Here is a 23,783-nt window from a genome sequence, read left to right on the forward strand (position 1 = left end):
TTTACACATCTATTTGTTCGTTGTTGCTTTCCCTCTTTCGGATAAAACTTACGGATAATCACACCGAAAGCATCACATCAGTAAGCGAATCTTCAGGTTGGAGGTTGAGCTTTTTCCTTAATTTGTAACGGTGGTTTTCAACGCCACGGATGGAGATTCCAAGCAGCGGTGCAATTTCTTTCGACGATAAATTCATCCGCAGATAAGCACACAATTGTAGGTCGCTCGATGTAAGGTCGGGATATCTGTCCTTCATCTTATGAAAGAACTGTTCGTGTGCCCGCTCGAAATTGTTTTCAAAAATCTGGCGGTCGTCTCGGCTCGATATATTTTCGTCAATTTTATTGTTTAAGTAATTAAAATACTTGTCGGGGTAACGCGATCCCAGCTCTTCTTTTTGTTTCCGTATAATGTTTTTCAGGTCGATCAAAAATTCGTTTTTACGAATTATCGCCATGGTAGAGTTGGCCAGCTCTTTACTTTTAAACCGCACTTCGCTCCGTAGTTTATCATTTCGCAGGCGAATGAGTTCCCGCTCGCGTTTTTCGTGTTGCAATTGCTCTTTCTTTTGAGTTTGTTTTACCCCCCACCGCCGGAATAGCAAAAGCGCTCCGATTAAAATAAACATATACAGAAATATGGCCAGTTTGGTAGCCAACAGTGGTGGCAGAATTTTAAAATTGAAGGTGTAAAGCTGACTTTCGTTACCCCAGATATCAACAGCTTTTACCTGTAACTGGTATTCTCCGCGTGGTAACCTTTCAAACTGAAATTCGGGGTCGGTCACACTTCCCGACCAGCCCAGATGTAATCCTCGTAAAAAATACTTGTACGATACCGGAAATTCGTTGAGCATCGGAAAAGAGAAGCGAATTTTTACGTTGTTCAGCGTGTTTTTAATCTCGGGTTCACTGGTGTTAAGTGGCAAAAATACCGATCTCCCACCGTTGCTTTGCAGCTCAATACTTCTCACTTCAGGAGCGTACCGTCCAACCATACTTGTGGCGGAGTCGCTTACCGAAGCATCAAGAAAAGCCAGGCCGTTTTGCAAACACAAAATACCGGAATATTGATTTAACGGAAGGATATTTTCGAATCCATCAACCAGTAACGGATCGTTGAACAATGACGTTGGGAACTCTTTAATCAGTTTAACATCGGTTTGTACAATGGAGAACAGACCTATTGATGTTGATTCGATAAACCAATAATAATTGTTGGGCGCTTTTATTATCCGGTTGGACGCCGCATACTTTCCCAAACTGGCGTTTATTGTATCGTAAGGAAGAATGGTATTGGTAAGATCGTCGAAGGTATATAACTTTTCGCCGGTAGTAAATACAATGCGTTTTTCAATTTTAAAAACATGTATTGAATGGTCTTTTCCAAAAGTCTCCTCTCCGAAATATTCAGGTTCGTCCACGGCTTTTGTACGCTCTTCATCCACCTGAATTTTAAAAATCCCGCGGTGCATGTGGCTGGCCCAGATATTTCCTAAATGATCGAATTCAATATAACGGATCAGGTTACTAAAATCCTCGATGTAGTTTCGAAACTCAATTCCCTTGTTGGTTTTGTTGTACACAACAATGCGGTTATAGGTCGATTGCAAAAGCAAATCGGGATGAAACGGATCCTGCACAAAATTAAATGCGCCTCCTTCCGAAGATATTGCTCTTTTTTCTCCATTCCTCAGCGCAAAACTCCCCTGGTTGTGCCCTATTAATAGTTCGTCGTCACTTACTTTCAGGTCCCATATCTGGTCTTGTGTGCCTGGCACAAGTTTAATATCATCGCTATTCAAATCGAGCGATCTTTCAAACAAACCCTGATTTGTACCAAGGTATAGTTTGTTCTCGAAAATGGCTGTGGAGTAAATGGCACCCGCTCCCGGCAACTTTTTAACCACAAAACTCTTGTTGGGATTGTCGGCAACAAAACCAATTCCAATATCAAGTGCCAGCCAGGTATTCCCGCGTTCATCGCTAGCAATACCCAACACCGTGTTATTCGGAAGCCCGTTTCTTGAATTTACATGTGTTATCCGTTTCCCGAACCGATCAAATACCACAATTCCGTCAACCAGCGAACCAATAATAAATTGTCCGTTTTCATTTCGGCTGGCCCGGTTGAGCTCGTTCTCAATAAAATACGAGGTCCAGTCATCGTTCCATTGTTTCAGCCCGGTTCCATCCCAAACAAAAATTCCTCTGTCGGCAGTACCAATTAGAAGGTTTTCGTTATTCCCAGGGATAATAAATTTAACCGTGGTTCCGATAAGCGCATCATCGAAAATAATTCGTTTTACTTCATCCTTTTCAACCTCCCAGATTCCATTGTCTCTGATCGCCACCAAAACACGGTCGTTTACCTGGTTCATTACCGAAATACCACCACCAAGGTGCAAAGAATAAATACTGTCGTTATGGTAGGTAAGTATATTGCCAAACGATTGAAAATACACATGATCGTCCTTTACCGCGATGTTCCAAAACTCCAGGTTCGGATTATCTTTAAAAAAAACGGCTGCTTTCGGGTTTAGCGATTTGTAAACCAGTTCGCCCGTTGGAGTTGGTTTCCAATAACCCAGCTCCATGTATCCACCGGTATATACAATCGAGTCGCCAACGGCTTTTACCGAGCGTACAATTGTATTATTTGGTAACCGGTTCATCGTCCAGTTGGTACCGTCGAACGAGAGAAGTCCCGCATGATTGGCAACATATACAATGCCATTGTTGGCAATACTAACACCCCAGTTTTGCCGGGCCCCTTTATAGATGGTCTGATCAAACTTTACCACTCCCGTTTCCTCCTCCAACGCCAGGGAAGTGATAGCCCAAACCACCAAAAAGATGGTACCAATGATCGATTTTGTTCCGGTTTTTAGCATCGAATGTTAATGATTTTACAGATGACAAATGGATGTAATTCCTCTATTTTCTACTCTAAACCCCATTTTTTACGAAATAAATAAAATTAAATGTACAAAAAAATAAAAAGAATTCACAAACAAACAACCATTTTAAACCCTGTTTTACAACTACTTACAATTACTGTTTATTTTACAGGATGAGGTAATGATGAGGTTGTTAAAGCGATTCACTTTAGTCGAAAGTATCAATAGTGTATTTATTTGATTGTTTTCCGCCTTGCCGACACCATACCTTTGACATCAAACTAATTCAAATTTTAAAGTTATGCGAAAAACATTCTTTATTGTATTTCTCCTTTTTTCGTTTTCAACACTATTTGCGCAGGATAGAATTTCTATCTCCGGCTCGGTGGTTGATGCAAACGGAATAACTCTGCCGGGAGTATCCGTTTTGGAAAAAGGGACAACTAACGGAGTTGTTACAAACATTGACGGCAACTATACCTTGTCGGTAAAACAGGGAGCCACTGTAGTTTTTAGTTACATTGGTTTTCTCCCTCAGGAAATTAATCCTCAACAAGCAGGAACGTTTAACATACAGTTGCAGGAAGATGTAGTTGGACTTGAGGAAGTTGTTGTTATTGGTTACGGATCGATGAAAAAGGCCGATCTTACCTCTTCAATTTCCACACTGAAATCTGACGAGCTGGTAAAAACACCTGCCGGACAGGCCATGCAATCGTTGCAGGGAAAAGTCGCCGGTGTTCAGATTGTAAACTCAGGATCGCCTGGTAGTTCACCAACAGTTCGTATTCGAGGTATCGGATCATTTCCGGGAAGCAGTAATTCATCGCCTTTGTATGTTGTTGACGGAATGTATTTCGACAACATCGATTTCCTTAACCCATCGGATATTGAAACCTTATCGGTTTTAAAAGATGCTTCGGCATCGGCAATTTATGGTGTTAGGGCAGCAAACGGCGTGGTACTTATAACCACCAAAAAAGGTTCGTTAAACACGCAAACCAGTATTACCTACGAAGGATATTACGGTATTCAGGTTCCGCAAAACGTAATGCAAATGGCCAACGCCGAACAATTTGTTGATTACGTTTACCAAACCGGATCGGCAGCCGACATTAGTTTTGTTGAAAATGCCATGCAACGTTATGGCCGTAGCCGCGTGAACCCGAATGTACCAAACGTAAATACCGACTGGTATGCCGAGATTATGAAGTCGCATGCCCGCCAGCAAAACCACTCGGTTTCTGTGTTGGGTGGTAACGACAAAACGTCTTACTCGATGGGAGTGAATTATTACGATCAGGAAGGTTTGCTTGAAGCTGAAGATTCGTATAAAAGAATGAATATTCGTGCATCAATCGATCACCAGGCAAACAGCTGGTTAAAAACCGGGGTAAACTTTAATGTAAGTAACGGAACCCGCTACATTGCAAGCGATGCAGCCTGGTTTAGCGCATATCATGCTGTACCGATCCTTCCGGTATACGACCAGCAGAATTACGACGATTTGGTAGCACAGGGAATTGATTACCCAAGTAATTATTCGAGTGCACAATTATTGGATTACCGCGGTTCGCAAAACCCGTTTTTAAATCTAGCTTATAACGATTCGCGTCAGGATATCAGAAAAATACTTGCCGGTATTTATGCCGAGGTTGACATCCTTCCAAATCTGTTGACATTTAAAAGTGCATACAATTCTTCAATGATGTTCCTGAAGTCTCGAAGTGTTGGATTGCCTTATTACATCACTAACTCGACACGAAGAACTTTATCTTCCATTTCATCATCGCGAACCACCAATGTAAATCATTTCTTTGATAACACATTGACATATACTGACAGTTTTGGCGACCACAATATTACCGCAATGGCCGGTATGTCGTACCGCGACGAGTGGTATGATTATCTGGGCGGTTCGGCCGAAGATATTCCGCTGAACGAAAATGCATGGTACATTAACCAGTCGCAGTCGGAAACATCAAAACAAGTTGGCGATAACGGAGAGCGTCTGTACGGTGTTTCTTATTTCGGACGTTTATCATACAACTACGATAACAAATACATCGCTTATTTCACCATCCGCCAGGAAGGAACACAAAAGTACCAGGAGAAATGGGGTACTTTCCCTGCCTTTGGTTTAGGATGGGTAGTTACCGAAGAAAGTTTTATGGAAAATGTTGGTTTTCTTAACTACCTTAAATTAAGAGGTGGATGGGGAAAACTGGGTAACGATAAAATTGCCCGCCAGGATGGAGCAAACACTACCAACCCGGTATTTTTGGCAATCGACGATATGCAGGTTGACGGAACAACAACAACAAGTACGTTTGGTTATTTGGGTTGGGAAACCGTTACCGGAACAAACATTGGTTTAAACGCCGAATTGTTTGACAACCGTTTAACCATTGATGCCGACTACTTCATCCGCGACACGGAAGATGCTGCTATCCCGGTAAGTTTGAAATTGCAATCGGGAAGCGTTTTACGTAACGTTGGTACCATCCGTAACTCAGGTTTGGAACTGGCAGTAGCGTGGAGAAACGAAATTAACAGAGATTTTAGCTACAACCTTGGTGTGAACATTTCAACACTGAAAAACGAAGTTCGCGACCTTTACGGACAAACCTACATTAACGGAGGTCAGGCCGAGTTCAGACAACGTTCTCAGGTTGGCGAGCCATTGCTTTCATTCTATGGTTACGAAGTAGCAGGTATTTACCAAAACGAGGCCGAAATTAATGCTGATCCGGTAGCTGTTGCCAATTCGCTGGTTCCGGGCGATTTCAGGTTTGTCGATCAGAACAATGATGATGTGATCAACGACGACGACAAGGTATTCCTTGGTTCATACATTCCAACGTTCTCTTACGGTGGATTTATCGGACTGAATTATAAGGATTTCGAATTCTCGATGAACATTATGGGCCAGACAGGCAACAAAATTCTTAACCGTAAACGTGGTGAGATCATCTGGACAAACGACACCAACATCGATGCTGATTTGGCCAACGGACTTTGGACAGGCGAAGGCACATCGAACAAATACCCATCGGCTTCGGCACTACGTCGCGGATGGAACCAGAACTTTAGCGATTACCTGGTTGAAGACGGAAACTTCTTCCGCATCCAGAATATTCAGCTGGCGTACAACATTGATGGCAAAAAGCTGTTTGGTGCCGGAATGCCCGATGCAAGAGTTTTTGTAACTGCTGAAAAGCCGCTTACTGTATTTAAATACAACGGATTCAATCCTGAAGTTAACAACGGTATCGACCGCCAGTTTTATCCGGTTCCGGCCGTTTATACAATTGGGGTAAATCTAAAATTCTAAACACTTTAAGACATGAAGAAGAAACTATTAATAAAATATTTTACACCCGTACTATTAAGCGGGCTGTTATTGGTGTCGGGAATTGGATGTACCGACAAACTGGATCAACCTTTTGAGAACGAATCGTTTACCAGCGACGTAGATTACACCATTGGCGAAAATATGATTTTACCATTACTGGGAGCCTATCAGGGTTTGTACACCCGCGCATGGGAAGAGCCATTAACACTGGGAATCAGAGGCGACGATGTAAATGCTGCCGGCGACCAGGTTCCAATGCAGGAACAGGATAATTACATGTACCAGGCCAGTCACTGGAATCCAAACTCGGTGTGGCAACAACACTACAACGACATTGTAAATGCATTTACTGCAATCGACGAGATCAATAAGTACCGCGAAGCATCGGGGAACAATGCTATGGCCGATCAGTACATTGCCGAATGTCGTGTAATGCGTGCTTACCTATACCTTAACATTGCACGAACTTTTGGAGGCTGTATCGTTATCGACCAGCTGGATAATATCCAGAATACACCGGTGAGTAACAAGGCACAGGTAATGCAATATATTGTTGACGAAATGACCGATGCAATTCCAAACCTTCCGGATATGCATCCAAACAAACGTACTGATATTCCTGGAGGTATGACCACTTACACTGCTTATGCAATTCAGGCACTGGCCTACCAGGAAATGAAAGATTATCAGGGTGTGGTAAATGCAACGTCGCAAATTATCAACTCGGGCGAGTTCAAGTTAGCCGACGACTTTTATCACCTATTCAAAAAGGCAGGTAAATTGGATGACGAGAATATCATGGAATTCCAGTATTCTGATTTCAACCAGGGAGAAGGCGACCGTTTTGGTTTCCTGTTTGCCCCATTTGGTATTGGCGGATGGACACCCGTTGTTACCGGCGCCGGAGCAGGTTGGGGATTTTATGAACCCACACTGAAATACATCGAATTTATGCTCGACAGAGGCGAGAGTGTGCGTCTGGAAACCAGTGTTATTTTCACTCCTGACGGAATTACTGAGTTGAGAAATGACTATGGTACAATTCCGGAGTGGATTACCAATACCAACCGCGAAGGTGATATTTTTAACAACAACGCCCGCATGAATTTTGTGAGTGGAAAACACAGCCAGCCTTCTACTGAACTGGTTCCCGGAAGAACATCTTACGGAAGTAACAAAAACTTTATCGTTATCCGCTATTCAGAAATGTTGCTGATGTACGCCGAAGCGCTTACCCGTGGTGCATCAAGCAGTATTTCAATGAGTGCCGACGATGCAGTGAACATGGTTCGCGCACGTGCCGGATTAACCAACTTGTCGGGTGTTACAACTCAGGATGTACTGGATGAAAAATTTGCTGAACTGGCAATGGAATGGGGTACCCGCTATTACGATATGGTGCGTACGGAAAACACAAGTGCCCTTTCGTATGGTGGAAGAACATTTACGATGGACAAAGCCTATTTGCCATTTCCGGCCGATCAGGTTGCTGAATTACCACAATTGGAAGAAGGAATTGACTAAAACGATAAAACATGAAGACTTATAATAAATTATTTATACTTGCATTGATACTTTTTGCTTTCAATGCATGCGATCAAAACTACATCGATGGAATATCGGCTGTAGATCCGGGAGCAGATGAAACAGCTCCACAGGTTACGATTAACTTTCCGCCCGAAGGTTACGAAATTCAGACTAACGATGCTATTGCTTCGGTAGATATTGACTTTGAAGTGCGAGACGATATTGAAATCGGATCCATTAAGGTAAATATCGACGGTGCTGAAATTGCCAGCTATTTGGAGTTTATGGATTACCGCGTAGCAATGAGAACCTATACTTACGACAATGTTACAACAGGCTCGCACGTATTAAGCATAACAGCCACCGACCTGGATGGTAAGACAACAACGGCAACGGTAAACTTTGCAAAATCGCCGCCATACGTACCACAATACGAAGGCGAAATTTTCTACATGCCGTTTAACAACGAATTCCGCGAAATGAACAGCCTTCAACTGGCAACAAAAGTGGGAAATCCTACATTTGCTGACGGTATTCAGAAAGGAACAGCTTATAGCGGCGCTGCTGATTCGTACCTCACATTCCCTACAACAATTCTGCAGGGAGCAACTGAAGTTAGTGCAAGTTTCTGGCTGAAAGTTGATAACAGCATGGACAGAGCAGGAATTCTGGTAGTAGCTCCTCCAGCCGACAACAATAACGACCGTTCTAAAGGATTCCGTTTCTTCCGCGAAGCCAGTAACTCTGGTGCAACTCAACGTTTTAAGCTTAATGCCGGAAACGGAACTGCTGATAGCTGGTTCGATGGTGGTGCAGCTGCCGATGTTGAACCAAATACCGGCGAGTGGACACACTTTGCTTTTAGTATTTCAGAAACGAGCGCAGAAGTTTATATCAATGGAGAATTGGTAAAAGAGGGAGATTTCAGTGGAATTGACTGGACTGATTGTAATGTAATCTCAATTATGTCGGGTGCTCCAAACTGGACAGGCTGGAACCATCTTTCTGATGGAAGTTTAATGGATGAATTACGTATTTTCAATACAGCGCTTACGCAGGAGGAAGTCCACACTATAATGCTGAAAGAGCAGGCTTCTTTCTATATGGATTTTAACGGAGATTTTAAAGAAGCCATTAGCAGTGAAGATGCAACTGTTGTTGGTAATCCTGCATTGGATTATGGTGGTGGTGTTGATGGTGATGCCTACCAGGGAGCCGCTGATGCTTATCTTTCTTTTTCAACTGCCGATGTTGACATCCAGGGAGAAGAATTCAGTGCCAGTTTCTGGATGAATATAAATGCAACGCCTGACCGCGCAGGTATTTTAGTTATGGGGCCGGAAGATTCAGCCAATCCTGATGCGCAAAACGACAGAACAAGTGGTTTCCGCTTCTTCCGCGAAAATGCCAGTGGCATGCAACGTTTTAAACTAAATGCCGGTAACGGAACTGCCGATTCGTGGTTCGATGGCGGCGCGGCTGCCGATGTTGATCCAACAACAGGCAACTGGGTACACATGGCATTTGCCATTTCGGGTACCGAAGCGCGCGTTTACATTGATGGTGTTGAAGTAAAACAAGGTGCTTTCTCAGGCATCGACTGGACCGGCTGCGACTTGCTTTCTATCATGTCGGGATCGCCACGTTTTAGCGGCTGGAATCACAAGTCGGACGAAAGTTTAATGGACGAACTGTACCTATTCAAAAAAGCACTTTCTGCTGAAGAAGTGACTTTAATGATGCAAGACGGTTTATAGAGTAATATAAGGTAGTTTACAGAATTGGCCCACTGTGATTTGCAGTGGGTCAATTCAAACTTTTTTTTGAATATTAACAACACGCTTATCTGCATATATTGATGCGAATTTTCCATAAATTATTATTCCTCTTGTTGCTTATAGTAACGATCGTTTCCTGTAGCAAAGATGATTCCGAGGTAGAAAAACCAGGTGAAGATCTGGCAATTACTTACGCCTACATTGGCGAAACAGCACTTACCGCAAGTGGCCAAAACACAAACATTGCCATCGACGAAACGATTGAGATCCGTTTCAACGCTGCGGTGAATATGGTATCTGCCGAGGCAAGCATCAATCTATTCGATGCAGCCAACAATCCCCTGGCATTAACTTTTTCCTATTTCAACAATAACCAGTTGATTAAGATCGATCATCAGGACCTGGATGAAAATGCAACTTACACCTTAACAATCTCATCCGGATTAAAAGGGGCAAACGAAGAGCCTTTTAAAGGACAAACGTATACCTTTTCAACACTCACCACACCATTGGTTTTAGAAAGTGTGCAGATCGATGATGTGGCCTACAATCCGCTGTCGCGAATTTTAAACATCAACCGCAAACCGGTTATCCGGCTGCAATTTAACTCAGCTGTTTCAAAAAACGACATTTCCCTTTACTCATCGTATTCCAGCAATGGCGCGTCGGTAGCATCAACATTAATTCAGGTAGACGAACAAACAATTTCTGTTGAGATTTCGCAGGAAATGGAAGGTTTTAGTAAAACCGTTTTTGCCATTTCATCAGACATTGAAAATCGTATTGGCCGACCTTTCGACGGGCTGGAACTGAACTTTTACACACAAGCCGATACCACTCCAAAATTCCCTGTAATTTCTGACGAAGAACTCCTCACGCTGGTACAAAAGCAAACATTTAAATATTTCTGGGATTTCGCGCATCCGGTAAGCGGATTAGCACGCGAACGAAATACTTCGGGAAATACGGTTACTACTGGCGGTTCCGGTTTTGGAGTGATGTCGATACTGGTGGGTATCGAACGCGGATTTATTACCCGCCAGCAAGGAGTTGACAGGCTGGAAACTATTGTCGACTTTTTAACCAACGCCGATCGTTTTCACGGTGTGTGGCCACACTGGCTTAACGGCGAAACCGGAAAAACCATTCCATTCAGTACAAACGACGATGGTGGCGACCTGGTTGAAACAGCATTTATGATGCAGGGCTTACTGACCGTGCGTCAATACCTGAATGCCGGTAATTCGCAGGAATCATCTCTGATCGATAAGATCAACACGCTTTGGGAAACCATCGAATGGGACTGGTACACACAAGGCGGACAAGATGTGTTGTACTGGCACTGGTCGGCCAATAACGACTGGATAATGAATATGAAGATAAGAGGTTGGAACGAAGCGCTTATTATTTATGTTCTGGCTGCTTCGTCGCCAACGCATACCATCAACAAAGACGTGTACACCAAAGGCTGGGCGCGTGATGGCGACATGATGAACACCGGTAACAATTCGTATTACAGTTATACTTTGCCATTGCGCAGCGACATGGGTGGACCATTGTTCTTTTCGCACTATTCATTCCTCGGGCTCGATCCGCGAAATCTTTCCGATCAGTATGCCAATTACTGGGAGCAAAATATTACCCACTCAAAAATAAATCAGGCTTACTGCGCAGATAATCCGCAAAACTATGTAGCCTATTCCGATGAATGCTGGGGACTTACGGCCAGCGATGGTTATTCGGGGTATTCGGCACACTCGCCAAACAACGACCGGGGTGTTCTTACACCTACCGCAGCGCTGTCGTCGATGCCTTACACACCTGAAGAATCGATGGAAGCTTTGCGCTATTTCTACTACACACTTGGAGATAAATTGTGGGGAGAATATGGATTCTACGATGCTTTTGATTTTACCAACGGCTGGGTGGCCGATTCATACCTGGCTATCGATCAGGGGCCGATTGTAGTAATGATTGAAAACTACCGGACCAACCTGCTTTGGGACCTGTTTATGTCGTGTCCTGAAGTAAAATCCGGATTGACGAAACTTGATTTTACATACTAGCACATGAAAAAAATTATATTTCCAATAGTATTGATTGCACTGATTGTTACACTGGGTTTTTCGGGATGTAAAACCGGAAGCCAAAAATCAGTTGAAAAGATACAGGAAGCCAAAAATTCACTTGAAGACTCTTTGCTGAATTTGGTGCAATACCAAACCTTTCAGTATTTCTGGGACGGTGCTGAACCGGTTTCAGGAATGGCACGCGAACGCATTCACATGGACAATGTATATCCGCAAAACGATCAGGATGTGGTAACACTTGGCGGTTCCGGATTCGGAGTGATGGCAATTTTGGTAGGTATCGAACGCGGATTTATCACACGCGAGCAGGCGCTTGAACGTTTTCAGCGAATTGTGGATTACCTCGGAAAAGCCGATCGTTTTCACGGTGCGTGGCCACACTGGCTCGACGGACCAACAGGTAAAGTAAAGCCATTCAGCAAAAAAGATGATGGCGGCGATTTGGTGGAAACGGCTTTTATGATCCAGGGCTTATTGGCAGTTGCCGAATATTATAAAGGTGGAAATGACGCAGAGCAGCAGTTGGTGGCCGATATTCAGCAACTGTGGGAAGACGTGGAATGGGACTGGTACACGCAGGGAAAAGATGTGCTGTACTGGCACTGGTCGCCCAATTATGGCTGGGATATGAATTTTCCGGTGGGTGGTTACAACGAGTGTCTGATTATGTATGTTCTGGCGGCTTCATCGCCAACGCATCCAATTTCGCCGGCTGTTTACGACAAAGGCTGGGCGCTTAACGGAGACATTGCAAAAGACACCATTTACTACGGTCTGAGTACCGTGCTTAACTTTTATGAACACAACGACGATCCGATAGGGCCACTGTTTTGGGCACATTACTCGTACCTTGGTCTGAATCCGAAAGGGTTAAAAGACAAGTATGCCGACTACTGGAAACTGAATGTAAATCATGCCACAATTCATTATCGTTACGCGCTTGATAATCCGAAAAATTACAAAGGATATGGCGAAAATCAATGGGGATTTACGTCAAGTTATTCCATGCGCGGTTATGCAGGTCATCGTCCCGGAGATGCCGACCTGGGAGTAATTTCTCCAACGGCAGCACTTTCATCGTTTCCATATACGCCAAAAGAATCAATGCAATTTCTGAAATACCTGTATCTGGATGCCGATTCACTGGTGGGAAAATACGGGCCTTACGATGCATACTGCCAAACAGAAAATTGGTATTTGCCTCGTTATCTGGCTATCGATCAGGGACCAATTCCGGTGATGATTGAAAATTACCGAAGCGGCCTTTTGTGGGACTTATTTATGAGAAACGAAGATGTGCAGGCAGGGCTAGCGAAGTTGGGATTTGAAACACCATAACAGATAGATTAAGAAGCAATGCAAACCTTAAAAAAACTCATTGGAACAACTTTATTTGCCCTGCTTATAATTAGCAGCGGTCTGGCACAAACTATTGTTCCAAATACCTACTGTAATCCATTGGATATCGATTACACCTACATGGTTTACAATTCGGCCCGTAATATTTCATATCGATCGGGTGCCGATCCGGCAGTAATTGAGTTCCGTGGTGAATACTTTATGTTTGTTACCCGCTCTTTTGGATACTGGCATTCATCCGATCTGGTGCACTGGGATTTTATTAAACCTCAGCAGTGGTTTTTCGAAGGATGTAATGCACCAACTGCTTTTAATTACAAAGATTCGCTGGTGTATTTTGCGGGCGATCCGGCAGGTTATGGAAGTATTCTTTATACCGACGATCCGAAAAGCGGCAAATGGACACCTACCCCATCCATTTCGAATAATATTCAGGATTCAGAACTTTTTATTGATGACGACGGAAAAACCTATTTGTACTGGGGCTCGTCGAATTTGCATCCGATTCGGGTTAAAGAGTTGAATAAAAATGATCGTTTCCTTGAAACGGGAGTAAAAAAAGACCTGATAAACCTGGTGGAAGAAGAGCACGGCTGGGAACGTTTTGGCGAGAACAACTTTCACCCAACCTTAAAAGAAGGTTACATGGAAGGCGCCTCTATGACCAAACACAACGGGAAATATTACCTGCAATACGCAGCGCCGGGCACTCAATTTAATGTTTATGCCGATGGCGTTTACGTTGGCGATTCGCCACTGGGGCCTTTCTCGTATATGAAAAATAACCCCATGAGTTTTAAACCGGGAGGTTTTACCAACGGTGCGGGCCACGGAATAACAGTAAAACAAACCAACGGGCAATACTGGCATTTTGCAACTATGGCCTTGGCTTCTAATGCACAATGGGAACGCCGTCTGTGCATGTTTCCAACTTATTTTGATGAAGATGGTTTGATGTACTCGAATACGGCCTATGGCGATTACCCGCGTTTTGGCCCCGATCATCCCACAAAAGCCGGCGAGCATTGCGGCTGGATGTTATTGTCGTACAAAGGAAAAGTTACCGTTTCATCATCGTTGCAACAGATTATGAAATTTACCTCAAATAACGATGAGGTTGAGGTACATGAATTACCCCTCGAAAAAAACGATAAAGATGAAATTACCGCCAATGTGTTGACCGATGAAAACCCGAAAACATTTTGGGTAGCCGAAGCCAACGACGATAAACAATGGATAAGTATAGAGATGTTGAATCCCGGAAATATTTATGCTTTTCAATTGAATTTCCATGATTATGAATCGGGTATTTATACACGCACCGAAGGGTTGCGACATCGGTTTATTATCGAAGCTTCAACAGACGGAAGTAACTGGCAAACCGTTGTTGACCGTAGTAACAGTTACAAAGATTCACCAAACGCATACATTGTGTTGAATCAGCCGGTGGAAGCAAAATTTGTTCGTTATAAAAACATCGAGATGCCGGGAAATAACTTTGCCATGAGCGAGATTCGCGTATTTGGTTTGGGGCTCGGTAAGAAACCTGCCGCAGTAAAAGATTTTGAGATAACACGCCAGGATGACCGCCGGGATATTTCCTTCGCATGGAAACCTGTAAAAGGTGCGCAGGGATACAATATCCGCTGGGGAATTGCTCCCGATAAACTCTACCACTCGTGGCAGCTTTACGACACTAACGAGCATTTTATGCGCTGTCTCGATCGCGATACGCCCTACTATTTTTCGATTGAAGCATTCAACGAAAATGGAATTTCGGAACAAACGGAGTCCGTTAAAATTGATTAGAAACTATAAAATTGGTTAGATATGTCACGCTTTTTATTATTTGTTGCAGTACTATTTTTATTAGCAGGATGTGGAACACCGACGAGCAACTCGGGTGATTCCGAAATGGATATTTTTGTTTCCGATTTGATGGCAAAAATGACCATCCAGGAAAAAATTGGTCAGCTGAACCTGATCACGCCGGGAGGTGGAATTCCCACCGGATCGGTAGTAAGTACCGGTGTGGAAGAGAAAATAAAAACCGGAAAAGTAGGTGGTATCTTTGGTGTTTACGGGCCGGAGAAAACCCGTCAGGCGCAGCAACTGGCTGTTGAAGAAAGCCGCCTTGGCATTCCGATGATTTTTGGTTCGGATGTGATTCATGGTTACAAAACTACCTTCCCGTTACCTTTGGGATTAGCCAGTACCTGGGACATGGAACTAATAGAAAAAACGGCACAGATTGCTGCCAAAGAAGCGACTGCAGACGGTATTTTCTGGAACTTTTCGCCAATGGTTGACGTATCGCGCGATCCGCGTTGGGGACGAATTTCTGAAGGAGCCGGCGAAGATCCGTTTTTGGGGTCTGAGATTGCAAAAGCAATGGTAAATGGCTATCAGCAAAACGACCTGACCGCAACTACAACGATGATGGCAACTGTAAAACACTTTGCGTTGTATGGAGCTGCCGAAGCCGGCCGCGACTACAATACAGTTGATATGAGCCACCTGAGAATGTTTAACGAATATTTTCCGCCGTACAAAGCAGCTATCGATGCCGGTGTTGGTTGTGTAATGTCGTCGTTTAACGATGTGGACGGCATACCTGCAAGCGGTAACAAATGGTTACTTACCACCGTATTGCGCGACATGTGGGGATTTGATGGTTTTGTGGTTTCAGATTATACTTCGGTAAATGAAATGATTGCTCACGGTTTGGGCGATTTGCAGGCAGTTTCGGCCCTTGCATTAAAAGCCGGTTTGGATATGGACATGGTGGGAGAAGGATTTCTCACTACGCTTGAAAAGTCGCTGGAAGAAGGTAAAGTAACAGAGGAAGACATTAATACAGCGTGCCGCAGGGTTCTGGAAGCGAAATACAAACTGGGCCTTTTTGAAGATCCGTATCGTTACTTCGACAAAACCCGTCCTGAAAACGATATTTTAACCGCAGAACATCGCAAGGTCGCCAGAGAAGCTGCGGCCAGTTCGATGGTACTATTGAAAAACGAAAACCAGTTGCTGCCACTAAAAAAATCAGGAACCGTGGCTTTGGTTGGCCCTCTGGTTGACAGTCGCAGCAACATGCTCGGGACATGGGCGCCAACAGGAGACTTTAATCTGGCGGTTACCGTTTTGGAAGGCTTTCAGAATGTGGTTGGTGACAACGTGAATATTCTTCATGCAAAAGGTGCTAACATTTGCAACGATCCTGAGTTTGCAAAAAAAATAAATGTGTTTGGCCCCAAAATTTTTATCGACGAGCGTTCGCCTGAAACCATGTTGCGCGAAGCTGTTGCAGTGTCGCAAAAGGCTGATGTAATTGTTGCTGTTGTTGGAGAAGCCACTGAAATGACAGGAGAATCATCAAGCCGCACGGATATTACCATGCCGCAAAGTCAAAAGAAATTACTGAAAGAACTGGCAAAAACAGGAAAACCGCTGGTGGTAGTAAATATGAGTGGCCGCCCGATGGAGATTGCTGAAGAAGTGGAACTGGCTGATGCCTTTTTGCAAATGTGGCATGCCGGTGTTGAAGGCGGAAATGCGCTGCCCGACGTTCTGTTTGGCGACTACAATCCTTCGGGTAAATTAACAGCGACTTTCCCTGTAAATGTTGGTCAGGTGCCAATTTATTACAGCATAAAAAATACAGGTCGCCCGCAGGATGGCGATACCTTCCAAAAATTTAAATCGAATTATTTAGATGCACCCAACTCTCCTCTTTTCCCATTTGGTTATGGGTTGAGCTACACATCCTTTGAGTTTAAAAACTTAAGTATTGACAAAGCAACAATCACCAATAATGACGAATTAAAAGTATCAGTTGAAGTGACCAACACCGGCGATTTTGATGGTGAAGAAGTGGTTCAGCTGTATATCCGCGATATGGTAGCCAGTATTACGCCACCGCTACGTTTGCTGAAAGGATTTGAAAAAGTTTCTATTTCAAAAGGCGAAACCAAAACGGTGGAATTTACCATTACCAACGAAGATTTGGCATTTTATCATGCCGACCTTTCGTTTTATGCTGAACCCGGTGAATTTGAAATTTATGTTGGAGGTGATTCAAACGCCTCGCTGGCAACAAAATTTACATTGCAATAAAAACCTAAACCAACTAAAATGAAAAGTTTTTATGTCATAATTCTTTTTGCATCGGCAGTCCTTTTAGGAGCCTGCTCGCAAAAAGAGAATACACCGCAACGTCCGAATATAATTTTTATCATGAGCGACGATCATGCGTACCAGGCCATCAGTGCTTACGATGATAAGCTAATACAAACGCCAAATATCGACCGGATTGCCGACGAAGGAATGTTGTTTACCAATGCCTGTGTTTCCAACTCGATTTGTGCTCCGTCGCGGGCAACCATTCTTACCGGAAAACACACGCACATTCACGGGAAAATTGATAATAACTTTCCATTCGACACAACGAATGTTACTTTCCCGCAACTATTGCAGAATGCCGGCTATCAAACCGCTATGTTTGGCAAGCTGCATTTCGGAAACAATCCAAAGGGGTTTGATGAGTTTAAGATCCTTCCCGGGCAAGGCGATTACTACAATCCCGATTTTATTACCAACACCGGCGATACGACGATTCAGGGTTATGTAACCGACGTAATCACCGATCTAACAATCGACTGGATGGATAACCGCCGGCAAGACGATAAGCCCTTTTTGCTGATGTATTTGCACAAGGCACCTCATCGCGAGTGGTTCCCGGCCGAACGCCATTATAAAGAGTTTACCCAAAAAACTTTCCCCGAACCGGAAACCTTATTCGATGATTATAAAGGCAGAGGATCGGCAGCTAAAGAAGCTGAAATGAATCTGCTAAAACACATGACTGTTTCGGCTGATAATAAAATTTACCCGGAGTTGGCAAAAGAGTTGGGCGTTAGGGAAATGTCGGAATGGGGATTTAACGTTTTTAAAAGCAAATATGCCCGTTTTACCGAGGAACAAAAAGCCAGTTGGGATGCTGTTTACGGACCGATAAATGAAGAGTTTGCAAAACTATACCCAACGATGAACGACTCGGCATTTATGCGTTGGAAATACCAGCGTTATATGCAGGATTACCTGGGCTGTATTGCATCGGTAGATGAAAATGTTGGTCGGTTGCTCGATCATTTGAAAGAGAAAGGACTGGACAAAAATACAATTGTTGTTTATACATCTGATCAGGGATTTTATCTGGGAGAACACGGCTGGTTCGATAAACGTTTTATTTATAATGAATCGTTTAAAACACCACTTTTGGTAAAGTGGCCGGGGAAAATTGCTCCCGGGTCGGTTTCGGATGAAATGGTGCAAAACCTCGATTTTGCACAAACTTTTCTGGAAGCTGCCGGTATTGAAGCACCGTCGGATATGCAGGGCGAAAGCCTGATACCGCTGCTGGCTGGCGACACTGCTGCCTGGACCCGCGATGCGGTTTATTACCATTATTATGAGTACCCGGGATTTCATATGGTGAAACGCCACTACGGAATTGTAACCACCGAATTTAAGCTGGCGCACTTTTACTACGATGTTGACGAGTGGGAATTGTACGACCGCAAAAAAGATCCGCTAGAACTTAATAATGTGTACAACGATCCGGCTTATGCGAATGTAGTTACAGCTTTGACGAAAAAGTTACAGGATTTGCGTGTGCAATACAAAGATTCTGATGAACTGGATCAGGCTTTTATCCAAAAGTACAAAGACCGGGGATTGATAAAATAATCCTTACTATCACCTTTTCTATAAAAAATATCGGTAAGTTGCTATTTTACCAGCTTGCCGATATTTTTTGAAAGCAACTACAATTTTTTCAGCGGAGTAATTACCTTATTAAAATTCGTATGATTTATTGCAACTGAGCGGTAGAAGGATCTTCAACCCGAATAACATCGCCTTCGTCAACACCTGAAATAATTTCGCAGTAATCTTTACCAATGGTTCCCAAAACAATTTCGGTGCGTATAACCTCATCTTGTTTTTGAAGCAAAACATCGAAATGTTGCGACAATCTCATTCCCGGTAATTTTCGTATTCGTAGCACATTCTCTTTATCATTGGCTTTTACCAGAAGCTCAACATTTTCAGCTCCTTTTAGTTTTTGCTGATCATTTTCGGCAACAAAAACATCAAACGATACCGACTCCGAATTTTCATCGTCGTAAACCTGGCCGATGGTTCCCATAAAAGTCTCGTTGTTCACGGTCACTTCCACTTCTCCCCCCGCCTGAATACGATCGAGTTTATTTTTTCCGGCGGTTCCAACAATTTTAGAGGTGCTTTCATCGGCAATTTTTACCATTGCCTGATCGAGCGAAACATAGTCGCCAACATTACCTGCTATTTCCAGTAAAACGCCCGAAACAGGTGCTTTTACGTCCGTTTTTTGTAAAATGGCACGTTGTGTATTCATACTTTTTTTAAACGACTCGATTTGTAAGGCCAGGTTGCGCTCATCCATTTCCAGCTGCTGCAAACGTAGCGAATTCTTTTCGGCCTGGTTGTTTAAATCCTGCTCGGCCAGCAACAGGTTTTGTTTTATTTGATCGACTCTTGCCTGCGATGTGCCGCCGGCTTCCAACAGTTTTTCCTGCTGCTCGAGCGAATGTTGCATATTCAGAACACGTGCCTTTTTTGCCTCTTCCCCCTGGTTCAGGTCAAGCTGAACACTTTTTACATTTAAGCGGTTTTTCTCAAGGGCATTTTCTTTTTGTTGTATCTGGTTATTCAGATCGGCAATTTCTTCCAGTAATTGTGCTTTGCTGAGCTGCATAATAAGCTCACCTTTTTCAACCCGCTCGCCGGGCATTTTATGCACGGCAACCACCGAGTTTCGCAAAGGATTGATTACCGACACAACATTGGCCGCACGCACACTTCCCTGGCATTTAAACGAAGCCACCACCGGGCCACGATCTACAACTTCGGTTTTTATTTCTGATTTGTCTGAATTTCCTTTACAGGCAAACAATACGCTGGCCAAAATTGCCAGAAGGCTAAAAACAAATAATCGGGATCTGTTATACATAATGGTTCCAGTTTTATACAAAGTTAACCAAATGTACAAAAATGCAGACACAAAAAAAGGCAGCAAAAATTCTGCTGCCTTCCTGTTATCTCAAATACTGTTACTAGTCAATCTTATCAACATATAATTTTTTAATGGCACTCAGGTAGTTCACATCCATTTTATCGGAGAAAATACGTACGGCTTCAACCAGCTTGCCATCAATATAAAATGAAGCACTGGCGGCATCAAATTCATGCCCTTCCCAGTTGTACTTTACATCCATCGAAACTTTTATGAACTCTTCCGAGTCGAGATATTTTGGTACCTCAATATAAGCAAAAGTTGGATCCTGTGAGTTCAGGAAAATGCCATCAGCCAGTTTCTCCAGCTCAAGAAATTTAACGATTTTAACATTGGCTTCCAGTTTACCTTTTAGTTTCTTTTTCATCAGGAAATGAATCCCCTGATCCACATAAGCCTCCTGAATTTTCACCAGCAAATCAAGCGATGGCAGGTGTTTGATTCGTATCGCGTTAAGAAAAGTTGAGCCGATAGACATGTAGGCTTTTCCGGCATCAAAATTCCAGTCGTACTTTTTTTCTATGGCCTGAGTCGCTCTTAGAACTTCTTCCAACGGATATTGCTTATCCAGCACCAGGTAAATGTACATCGACCCCGGATCGGTCGGTAGATTATGGTAGTATCCGGGAAACGGATTTAACGATTCGAATACCATGCTTTCAGGAAGAATTTTTTCTTCAACCGAAACAACCATATCTTTTTTTGTGAGGTTTACGAATACCTCCATCTTTTTATTTCCCATGATTGATATCTTTGATTTTTATTTTTAACAATAACATATGGCAAGCCAAGTAGTTCAATTAAAACATATAGGCAAGGTAACATTTTCTCAGAACCAGCGATCTAAAAATATTAAACTTAGCGTAAAACCCGACAAATCGGTGCTGGTTTCTTTTCCTTTTTTTATCACAACCAAAGAGGCCTTGGCTTTTGTAGAAAAAAATGAGCAATGGGTGTTAAAGCAGCAGGAAAAGATGAAAGCCCGCACAACCACAATAAAACCGGGCACCGAGATTGAAACAAAACTGCATAATATACGCATTGTTCAGGGCGAAAAAAACAATGCAATCCGGCAGGGTGATAACATAATAATTTCGGTTTCGGATTTTGAAAACGAAAACTCCATTGCTTTTATCGATGGGATTATAACCTCTGTTTACCGCCACGAAGCCAAACGTCTGCTTCCGGCACGAATTTCTGATCTGGCAAAAAAATACGGTTTTAAGTACAACAAAGTTACCATACGCGATAACCGGCGTAACTGGGGAAGTTGCTCATCAAAGAACAATATCAGTTTGAATTTGCAAATGATGAAACTGCCCGTAAAACTGATCGACTATATTTTGTTACACGAGTTGGTACATACCGAAGTAAAAAATCATGGCCCAAAATTCTGGGAACGGCTAAACCAGATAACCGATGGCAGGGCACGCGAACTGGCGCGGGACGTAAAAAAATACTCCACCTACACACTGTAAAAAATGTATCTTTACAAATGCGGAGTTAAATAAACCTCAATTTTCGGCACTATTGCAACGGTAGGGTACAAGAGCTGAAAAAGAGAATCTAACTTTGCCGTGTAATTTTAAAAGCCAAGATTTGAGAGCATTATTCATACTGCTTTTAATTTATTTTCTGACAGGGATACTGCAGATTACAGGAGGCCATACTTTTGCAACAAAAGACAGTGCTTATTCTGCAGAAACCTGCACGACAGAAATTGAATGTATCGTGTCGTCGGATTTTGATTTGTGTGACTCCATACTTGAAAATCTGGAAGATAACGACAACAAAATCCTGGCATTCCAAATAAAAAACACAAATTCCGAAACCTTCCCGAGAAGTATAAACAGCTCATCCAAACATACAACAACTGCTGTTTTTAAGGCTATTCTTATTCTTCATACCAACCTCCCCCCTCCCGCTTTTACCGCATAAAATTTCGGATTGCTGCACTATCCTGAAAATGAAGGGATGATTCGATTGGCTAAACACTATTTCATTTTGTAAATTTATATGGCCATCGCAACACATTCATTTCGAATGTAACACGCATTTTTAGATCGAAGCTAAAATAATGAGAAGCAGCAAGTTTATAATTCATTGCCACACTGTAAATATCCTTTTGTAATAAATGAAGCACTTTAAAATAAATATCGCTTTAATTTTACACATCATTTCGATCGTAATTACGTTCGAAAGTCTTTTTATGCTCTTTGCGCTTATTGTCTCATTTATTTACAAAGAGAGCGTTTTTACCGACCTGTCGCACACCTTTCTGATCACCTTTATTTTTGGGGTTGTTTTAAACCTGCTTACCAAAAAACAACGGCAGGTAGAACCTTCGTTGCGCGAGAGTTTTATCATTGTTACGCTTGCCTGGGTGGTAATGGCTTTGGTGGGTACACTCCCCTATTTGCTAACCGGTAGTATCCCCACTTTCACTAATGCTTTTTTCGAATCGATTTCAGGGTTTACCACAACCGGATCGTCAATTTTATCCGATATAGAAGCGCTTCCCAAAAGTGTTTTGTTTTGGCGTGCCGAAACCCACTGGATTGGAGGAATGGGAATTATTGTTTTGGTGGTGGCTATAATGCCCTTTCTGAAAATTAACGGTATTTATCTGTTTTACTCCGAAGTGTCGAGTGTTGCCACCGAAAAAGTATCGACACGAATACGCAAAGTGGCGCGTCGGTTATGGCTCATTTACATGGGGCTAACCTTTGCCGAAACCATTATTTTATGGATAGGCGGCATGTCGCTCTTCGATGCCATTTGCCATTCGTTTGCAACCATTGCCACCGGCGGTTTCTCCACCAAAAACGACAGTCTGGCCAGCTTCTCGCCTTTTATCCAATACACAGTCACCTTTTTTATGCTGCTTTCGGGAATCAACTTTGTAGTTCACGTTTTCTGGTTGAGGGGTGATTTTAAAACTGCCTTTAAAAACGAAGAACTGCGATTGTATTTAAAAATTATATTGGTTGCCGGAACGATCATTACGCTGTCGCTTTTCTTTCATCACCAGGACATGGGATTTGAGCCGGCTTTTCGTCATGCCTTTTTCCAGGTGATTTCCATTATTACCGCAACCGGTTTTGCCACGGCCGATTATTTGCAGTGGCCATTACAATCCATCGGTATAATTGCTATTCTGATGTTGATCGGGGCATCGTCGGGATCAACCGGTGGAGGCGTAAAAGTTATTCGTCACCTGGTTGTTTTTAGGCATATACGCACCCTGTATAAAGAATATTTTGCGTCAAACACCGTAGTGCGTGTGGTGCATTACAACAAAAATGTGGTACGCCCCGAGCTTATAAACCGGGTATTCACTTTTGTTCTTTTTTACTACCTCATTCTTATTATTGGCACAATGATAATGATGTTGTGGACCAACGACCTGAAAACCTCGTTTGGAGCTGTGGCTACCAGTATGGCAGGTATTGGCCCGGGATTTGGGACTGTTGGCCCGGTAAGCAACTTCCTGCATTTACCCGACGGTGCCAAATATTTCCTTACCGCGCTAATGGTAATTGGCCGTTTAGAAATTTATTCGGTACTGGTACTATTCACCCCGTCGTTCTGGTTGGATTAAGGAGAGTTCAAGAATTTTACCCCCATAGGAAAATCAGGTGGATTATAATTTTGAAACGCC

14 protein-coding genes are annotated in these 23,783 nt (G+C 43.1%); 11 read left to right on the top strand and 3 right to left on the bottom strand.

Annotated elements, in window-relative coordinates:
- Nucleotides 1-58: 58 nt before the first annotated feature.
- Nucleotides 59-2,893: a helix-turn-helix and ligand-binding sensor domain-containing protein gene (locus LH29_RS21925; protein WP_052671174.1), complete on the bottom strand. Its 2,835-nt coding sequence runs from the start codon at nucleotides 2,891-2,893 to the stop codon at nucleotides 59-61.
- A 307-nt stretch (nucleotides 2,894-3,200) separates the two neighbouring features.
- Here LH29_RS21925 and LH29_RS21930 point away from each other — a divergent pair, with 307 nt between their 5' ends.
- The 8 genes from LH29_RS21930 to LH29_RS21965 all read left to right on the top strand — a co-directional run bounded on the left by LH29_RS21930 (nucleotide 3,201) and on the right by LH29_RS21965 (nucleotide 18,756).
- Nucleotides 3,201-6,233, top strand: a complete 3,033-nt coding sequence (locus LH29_RS21930; protein WP_045033482.1) for a SusC/RagA family TonB-linked outer membrane protein — start codon at nucleotides 3,201-3,203, stop codon at nucleotides 6,231-6,233.
- Between the two features lie 12 nt (nucleotides 6,234-6,245).
- Nucleotides 6,246-7,778, top strand: coding sequence for a RagB/SusD family nutrient uptake outer membrane protein (locus LH29_RS21935; protein WP_045033483.1), 1,533 nt, complete (start codon nucleotides 6,246-6,248; stop codon nucleotides 7,776-7,778).
- An 11-nt stretch (nucleotides 7,779-7,789) separates the two neighbouring features.
- Entirely contained in the window at nucleotides 7,790-9,538 is a 1,749-nt protein-coding gene (locus tag LH29_RS21940) for a LamG domain-containing protein (RefSeq protein ID WP_045033484.1), read from the top strand.
- Between the two features lie 131 nt (nucleotides 9,539-9,669).
- Nucleotides 9,670-11,625: a glucoamylase family protein gene (locus LH29_RS21945; RefSeq protein WP_232302873.1), complete on the top strand. Its 1,956-nt coding sequence runs from the start codon at nucleotides 9,670-9,672 to the stop codon at nucleotides 11,623-11,625.
- Between the two features lie 3 nt (nucleotides 11,626-11,628).
- Entirely contained in the window at nucleotides 11,629-12,987 is a 1,359-nt protein-coding gene (locus tag LH29_RS21950; protein ID WP_045033486.1) for a glucoamylase family protein, read from the top strand.
- Between the two features lie 18 nt (nucleotides 12,988-13,005).
- Nucleotides 13,006-14,817: a family 43 glycosylhydrolase gene (locus LH29_RS21955; protein ID WP_045033487.1), complete on the top strand. Its 1,812-nt coding sequence runs from the start codon at nucleotides 13,006-13,008 to the stop codon at nucleotides 14,815-14,817.
- Nucleotides 14,818-14,838: 21 nt separating this feature from the next.
- Nucleotides 14,839-17,124, top strand: a complete 2,286-nt coding sequence (gene bglX / locus LH29_RS21960; protein WP_045033488.1) for a beta-glucosidase BglX — start codon at nucleotides 14,839-14,841, stop codon at nucleotides 17,122-17,124.
- Between the two features lie 18 nt (nucleotides 17,125-17,142).
- Entirely contained in the window at nucleotides 17,143-18,756 is a 1,614-nt protein-coding gene (locus tag LH29_RS21965) for a sulfatase family protein (RefSeq protein WP_045033489.1), read from the top strand.
- A 124-nt stretch (nucleotides 18,757-18,880) separates the two neighbouring features.
- Here the strand turns inward: LH29_RS21965 and LH29_RS21970 are convergent, their stop codons facing one another.
- Together LH29_RS21970 and LH29_RS21975 are read right to left on the bottom strand one after the other, a co-directional pair.
- Nucleotides 18,881-20,059 carry an efflux RND transporter periplasmic adaptor subunit gene (locus tag LH29_RS21970; protein WP_157493796.1) on the bottom strand — a complete coding sequence of 393 codons (1,179 nt, stop codon included), beginning with the start codon at nucleotides 20,057-20,059 and terminating at the stop codon, nucleotides 18,881-18,883.
- A 103-nt stretch (nucleotides 20,060-20,162) separates the two neighbouring features.
- On the bottom strand, nucleotides 20,163-20,864 hold the full coding sequence (locus LH29_RS21975) for a hypothetical protein (protein ID WP_045033491.1): 702 nt from the start codon (nucleotides 20,862-20,864) through the stop codon (nucleotides 20,163-20,165).
- Nucleotides 20,865-20,901: 37 nt separating this feature from the next.
- Between LH29_RS21975 and LH29_RS21980 the strand changes: the two genes are divergently transcribed.
- From LH29_RS21980 to LH29_RS21990, 3 genes are all read left to right on the top strand, one after another.
- A complete protein-coding gene (locus tag LH29_RS21980) occupies nucleotides 20,902-21,600 on the top strand; it encodes a M48 family metallopeptidase (protein WP_045033492.1) in 699 nt (232 codons plus the stop codon).
- Nucleotides 21,601-21,721: 121 nt separating this feature from the next.
- The gene (locus LH29_RS21985; RefSeq protein ID WP_045033493.1) at nucleotides 21,722-22,060 is read left to right on the top strand and encodes a hypothetical protein; all 339 of its coding nucleotides are present in this window, start codon (nucleotides 21,722-21,724) and stop codon (nucleotides 22,058-22,060) included.
- Nucleotides 22,061-22,256: 196 nt separating this feature from the next.
- Nucleotides 22,257-23,723, top strand: a complete 1,467-nt coding sequence (locus tag LH29_RS21990) for a TrkH family potassium uptake protein (protein ID WP_045033494.1) — start codon at nucleotides 22,257-22,259, stop codon at nucleotides 23,721-23,723.
- Nucleotides 23,724-23,783: the final 60 nt, after the last annotated feature.

This window comes from Draconibacterium sediminis (assembly GCF_000949475.1).
GTDB classification, from domain to species: domain Bacteria; phylum Bacteroidota; class Bacteroidia; order Bacteroidales; family Prolixibacteraceae; genus Draconibacterium; species Draconibacterium sediminis.

What these genes read in the sequence shown, in the direction of transcription:
- LH29_RS21970 (WP_157493796.1), bottom strand. Translation starts at nt 20,059, where the DNA reads ATGTATAACAGATCCCGATTATTTGTTTTTAGCCTTCTGGCAATTTTG.
- LH29_RS21955 (WP_045033487.1), top strand. Translation starts at nt 13,006, where the DNA reads ATGCAAACCTTAAAAAAACTCATTGGAACAACTTTATTTGCCCTGCTT.
- LH29_RS21925 (WP_052671174.1), bottom strand. Translation starts at nt 2,893, where the DNA reads ATGCTAAAAACCGGAACAAAATCGATCATTGGTACCATCTTTTTGGTG.
- LH29_RS21980 (WP_045033492.1), top strand. Translation starts at nt 20,902, where the DNA reads ATGGCAAGCCAAGTAGTTCAATTAAAACATATAGGCAAGGTAACATTT.
- LH29_RS21990 (WP_045033494.1), top strand. Translation starts at nt 22,257, where the DNA reads ATGAAGCACTTTAAAATAAATATCGCTTTAATTTTACACATCATTTCG.
- LH29_RS21930 (WP_045033482.1), top strand. Translation starts at nt 3,201, where the DNA reads ATGCGAAAAACATTCTTTATTGTATTTCTCCTTTTTTCGTTTTCAACA.
- LH29_RS21940 (WP_045033484.1), top strand. Translation starts at nt 7,790, where the DNA reads ATGAAGACTTATAATAAATTATTTATACTTGCATTGATACTTTTTGCT.
- LH29_RS21965 (WP_045033489.1), top strand. Translation starts at nt 17,143, where the DNA reads ATGAAAAGTTTTTATGTCATAATTCTTTTTGCATCGGCAGTCCTTTTA.
- LH29_RS21975 (WP_045033491.1), bottom strand. Translation starts at nt 20,864, where the DNA reads ATGGGAAATAAAAAGATGGAGGTATTCGTAAACCTCACAAAAAAAGAT.
- bglX (WP_045033488.1), top strand. Translation starts at nt 14,839, where the DNA reads ATGTCACGCTTTTTATTATTTGTTGCAGTACTATTTTTATTAGCAGGA.
- LH29_RS21935 (WP_045033483.1), top strand. Translation starts at nt 6,246, where the DNA reads ATGAAGAAGAAACTATTAATAAAATATTTTACACCCGTACTATTAAGC.
- LH29_RS21950 (WP_045033486.1), top strand. Translation starts at nt 11,629, where the DNA reads ATGAAAAAAATTATATTTCCAATAGTATTGATTGCACTGATTGTTACA.